The 4,584-nt window shown below is 59.9% G+C and carries 5 protein-coding genes; 3 read left to right on the forward strand and 2 right to left on the reverse strand.

What is annotated here, in order from left to right; genetic code table 11:
* The first annotated feature begins 760 nt into the window (after positions 1–760).
* A complete protein-coding gene (locus GGR23_RS22900; protein WP_183368605.1) occupies positions 761–967 on the forward strand; it encodes a cold-shock protein in 207 nt (68 codons plus the stop codon).
* 143 nt (positions 968–1,110) lie between these two features.
* Positions 1,111–1,263 (forward strand): hypothetical protein, encoded by a 153-nt coding sequence (locus GGR23_RS22905; protein ID WP_183368606.1) that lies wholly within the window; start codon positions 1,111–1,113, stop codon positions 1,261–1,263.
* A 17-nt stretch (positions 1,264–1,280) separates the two neighbouring features.
* On the opposite strand, the gene dusA is transcribed toward GGR23_RS22905, so the two are convergent.
* Positions 1,281–2,324 (reverse strand): tRNA dihydrouridine(20/20a) synthase DusA, encoded by a 1,044-nt coding sequence (gene dusA / locus GGR23_RS22910; RefSeq protein ID WP_183368607.1) that lies wholly within the window; start codon positions 2,322–2,324, stop codon positions 1,281–1,283.
* Between the two features lie 112 nt (positions 2,325–2,436).
* Between dusA and GGR23_RS22915 the strand changes: the two genes are divergently transcribed.
* Positions 2,437–3,531: a tyrosine-type recombinase/integrase gene (locus GGR23_RS22915; protein ID WP_183368608.1), complete on the forward strand. Its 1,095-nt coding sequence runs from the start codon at positions 2,437–2,439 to the stop codon at positions 3,529–3,531.
* Positions 3,532–4,013: 482 nt separating this feature from the next.
* On the opposite strand, the gene GGR23_RS23100 is transcribed toward GGR23_RS22915, so the two are convergent.
* The coding region (locus tag GGR23_RS23100; RefSeq protein WP_210297067.1) for a hypothetical protein at positions 4,014–4,584 on the reverse strand (571 nt) is incomplete at its 5' end.

Raw genomic sequence — 4,584 nt, forward strand, 5'->3', positions numbered from 1 at the left:
TTGCGCCATATACTTATTCATACGAGGTGCACCCGCGCCCCGGCCACCCCCTCGTGTCCCGAGGGAAGGACATGATGCATCCCCCGGCCTTTCCATGGGTGCGGGAAGGATGACGCATGGGAATGGGAATGACGGCGCCCCCTTCCGTGACGAGCGGGAGGGGGTGCTGGGATTGGGTGGCGTGCAGCGCCGCGTGTGACGTAGCGCACCCCCCTCTGCCCCCGACGAACCGTCGAGTTTGCGGATGCGCACCCCCTCTGCCCTGCCGGGCATCTCCCCCTCAAGGGGGGAGATCGGGATGGGGATTCTTGGGGCAGTCCCCAGCAGACGTTTCTGCAAATGAGACGCTGGTTGTTTGAGGAAACCAAAAACCCACGGTCGATCTCCCCCCTTGAGGGGGAGATGTCGGCGAAGCCGACAGAGGGGGGTGGAGCACGGCAAACGCGACGCCGCCCGAGGCACAAGCCGCCTCAACCTCTGCCCGGCGGCACCGGTAAAAATCCTGGGCTTGCCTTTTGGCGCGAATACTGTCACTCCTTGCAGCGTTCGGGCATTACGATCCCGGAGACTGGACTTCTGATTACTGCCCTGGCCAAGGCCGGGGTTGCCGGGGCCACCGGCGGCGATGTTCTTTCCCCGCAATCTTGACACTCGACCGGCCGCACTGCGCCTTCGCGCGCCGGCCATCCGCATAGCCCGGCCGCATCCGACATGGGTCCGGGCGCCATGACAGACTTCAGGGAACGAAAAGGAACATCCCATGAAAGGCACCGTAAAATTCTTCAACCAGGACAAGGGCTTTGGCTTCATCACGCCGGAAGGCGGCGCCAAGGACGTGTTCGTGCACATCTCCGCGCTCCAGGCTTCCGGCATGCAGACCCTGCGTGACGGCCAGCAGGTCACCTTCGACACCGAGCCGGACCGCATGGGCAAGGGCCCGAAGGCCGTGAACATCCAGGCCGCCTGATCCATCAGGCTGGACGGATCCGATTTTGGACGGCGGGCCGCAAGGTCCGCCGTTTCGCGTTTCGCCCTTCCCCGCGGGAACCGGCGGCCCCTCGCCTCCGTTGCAGTCACGGGATACCCCCCGCGACAGACAAGGAGACGAACATGACAAAAGAGGACAAGGACCCCGAAGGCCGCAACACCAGCGGCGGCGGCCATCTCGGCGGCACGAAGATCGGCCAGGCGCCGGATGCGAAAACCGCCACCACCCGCGACAAGACAGGCGACAAGGCGCGGCCCAACGACGGCCGCAACTGAGCCCGCAGGCGGCGGCGCTATTCCGCCGCCGCGGCTTCTGCCCCCTCGGCGCCGGCAGCGCCCGAAAGATGCGGCAGCACCGCTTCGAAGGCCTCGGCGATCACCTCCGGCCCGGCGCCGGGCCGGGTGGCCGCCGTCGACAGCACCTGCCGGAAGCGGCGGGCCCCCGGCACGGACTGGAAGAGGCCCACCATGTGCCGCGTGACATTGTTGAGCTTGCCGCCCCGGGCCATGTGGCCATCCGCATAGGCCATCATCGCATCGCGGATGGCGGGCCAGTCCACGGGGCGCGGTTCGGCGCCGTAGACCCGCGCATCGACCTCCGCGAGAATGGCGGCGTGGTGATAGCAGGCCCGGCCCAGCATGACGCCATCCATCACCGCCAGATGCGAGACCGCCTCGTCCACCGTCTGGATGCCGCCATTGATGCCGAGGAAAACATCCGGATTTTCCCGCTTCATGCGATGCACCAGCGGATAGTCGAGCGGGGGAATGTCGCGGTTTTCCTTGGGGCTGAGGCCCTGAAGCCAGGCCTTGCGGGCATGGATCCAGATCGCGTCCGCCCCTGCCCCCACCATGCGGGCGAGGAAATCGGGCAGCACCTCTTCCGGCACCTGCTCGTCGACGCCGATGCGGCACTTCACCGTGACGGGCACGGGCGACACCCGCTTCATGGCCGTCACGCAGGCCGCCACCGTCTCCGGCTCCCGCATCAGGCAGGCGCCGAAGGTGCCGCTCTGCACCCGGTCGGAGGGGCAGCCGACATTGAGGTTGATCTCGTCATAGCCGAAATCCGCGGCAATCCTCACCGCCTCCACCAGCTTGGCCGGATCGGAACCGCCAAGCTGCAGCGCAACGGGATGTTCGGCCGGGTGAAAACCCAGCAGCCGTTCCCGCGGACCGTGGATCACCGCATCCGCCACCACCATCTCGGTGTAGAGCAGCGCATGCCGCGACAGCAGCCGGTGCAGATGGCGGCAATGGCGGTCGGTCCAGTCCAGCATGGGAGCGACGCTGAAAATTTTACCGCCTGATTTCAATGTTTTATCATAGAAATTCAATTAGATAGACCCTCTTAAGCGTGTCACGGTTTTTCACATTTTTTCCAGTGATTGCTACGTTTTTCAGTGTCTGTTACGAATAGTTCGTACTTTTATGGAGTGAATTCGTACCATGGGCACAATTGTAGCAAAGACGCGGAAAAGTGGATCGATATCTTATACGGCGCAAATCGTTCGGAAGAAAGGAGCGGCCACAGTTCACCGTGAGTCAAAGACATTTAGTAAGAAGAGAGAAGCAGAAGCCTGGCTGCGGTGGAGAGAGGCTGAGTTAGACAAGCCCGGAGCACTGGAAAAGATCAACGTGAAATCTGTTTCACTTGCTACAGCCATTGATACATACGTTGAAGCTAAGCGTGATATCGGCAGAACCAAGGCGCAATGTCTGAAGACGATTAAGTCATTTCAAATTGGCTCCATAGAATGCGCTAGGATTACGTCTGCTGACATCTCGGAATTCGCGCGCGAGCTATCTGCGGGCGGCAGAAAGCCACAAACCGTTGGAAATTATATATCCCACTTGGCCGCCGTCTTCCGCGATGCGAAGCCCCTGTTTGGCATTCCGCTCGACTATGCAGCGATGAAAGAAGCTCAATCGGCACTTTCACGCTTCGAAACAATCACCAAATCGGAAGCCCGAGAACGGCGACCGACGTTGGATGAGCTGGACGCACTAATGCGGCACTTCTCGGACAGATCAGCCCGCTCGCCCCGTGCTGCGCCGATGCACGCGATCATTGCTTTCGCGATCTTCTCCACCCGTCGTCAGGAAGAAATAACAAGGCTTCTATGGCGTGACTTGGATGTCGAGCATTCCAGAATACTGGTACGCGATATGAAACACCCAGGCCAGAAGCGGGGCAACGATGTCTGGTGCGAACTACCCGCCGAGGCTCTGCGCATTATCAATGCAATGCCCAAAGCCGAGGATCGTATTTTTCCGTACGGCACAGATGCAATCTCGGCCGCCTTCACGCGGGCTTGCCAATTTCTAAAGATCGCCGATCTTCATTTCCACGACATGAGACACGAAGGGATAAGTCGGCTGTTCGAAATGGGGCGCACCATTCCACTTGCCGCTTCTGTTTCAGGGCATCGTTCGTGGAACTCGTTGAAGCGTTATACTGAAATACGGCAGCGCGGCGATAAGTTTGAAAACTGGCATTGGCTGGAAAAAGTCTGTGGGCCGGTGCCAGCAAAAGAAAATTAATGACACGACTGGTCTTTTTGAAAGCCGCGCCACTAAATGCCTCAGGCAACAAACATGGAGGAACCTTTGAGCAATCAAATGAACACAGTTGCCGCGGCAGGCTACATGGGCATGTCGGCCAGTTGGCTAAACAAGAGCCGTATGCGGGGAACCGGACCCGCGTACGTAAAGCTAGGCGGTTCGGTCAAATACCTAAAATCCGACTTGGACGCATGGATCTCCGCAAACCGCCGAACGGCAATCTACGACTTTGCTAATGATAACAGCGTAGCCACTCCCCTACCACGCGCAGCGAGGGCTTCGGCATGAGCCTCCGGTGCTCCTACTTCAGCGGCATCTTCGCCAATGAGCCGATGGGCAGCTACACCTTCATAGCAGCTGCAATGGAGCTCGAAGCCACTTGCTATCACGAAGCATCGCACGCTGTCGCAGAGTACGTGTTCGGGTACGGTCTCCAGTCGATCCGTGTCGACACCGTCTATTCAAAAGATGCAGATGGAAACCAGATGGTCACGTTTGGAGGCGAAGTCCGGCGTCGAAGTCGCGGCAATGGCCACGTAAGCATCAGCTACGGATATCGGCCAAGTGTTTTCATGATGGGATGCATAGCGGCAGCCGGACCAGCTGGCGAGCGACGATACCGCCATGAGAAGCAGATCCCCATGCGGATGCTGGGGGCAACCGAAGGCGACCACCAGACAATAGATGCGATTGCCAAGTCTTTGGAGCGGCGTGGCCGATGCCGGCAAGCCTTTCAGCGTCACGTCTGGAGCCAGGCTCAGAAGCTGGTTGCCTGCAACGATGTATGGATCGCCGTATCCGAGGTGGCAGGTGAGCTCTACTACAACGGCAATGTGACTGATGATCAGGATGCCGAACGGGTATCGCAGTTCATTACGCCTGCGGATGTCTATCGCATCTGCCGGCAGAATGGATTGAAGCGCGGCATGCTCAGAGTAGCCTAACCACCCTCCCCCCCACAACCAAATCACCAACCAGTGACACCCCGCCGACAGATGTCGGCGGCGCGCCGTCATGCGCCTAAAAGGGAGA

It is taken from the genome of Gellertiella hungarica (assembly GCF_014197145.1).
GTDB lineage: Bacteria > Pseudomonadota > Alphaproteobacteria > Rhizobiales > Rhizobiaceae > Gellertiella > Gellertiella hungarica.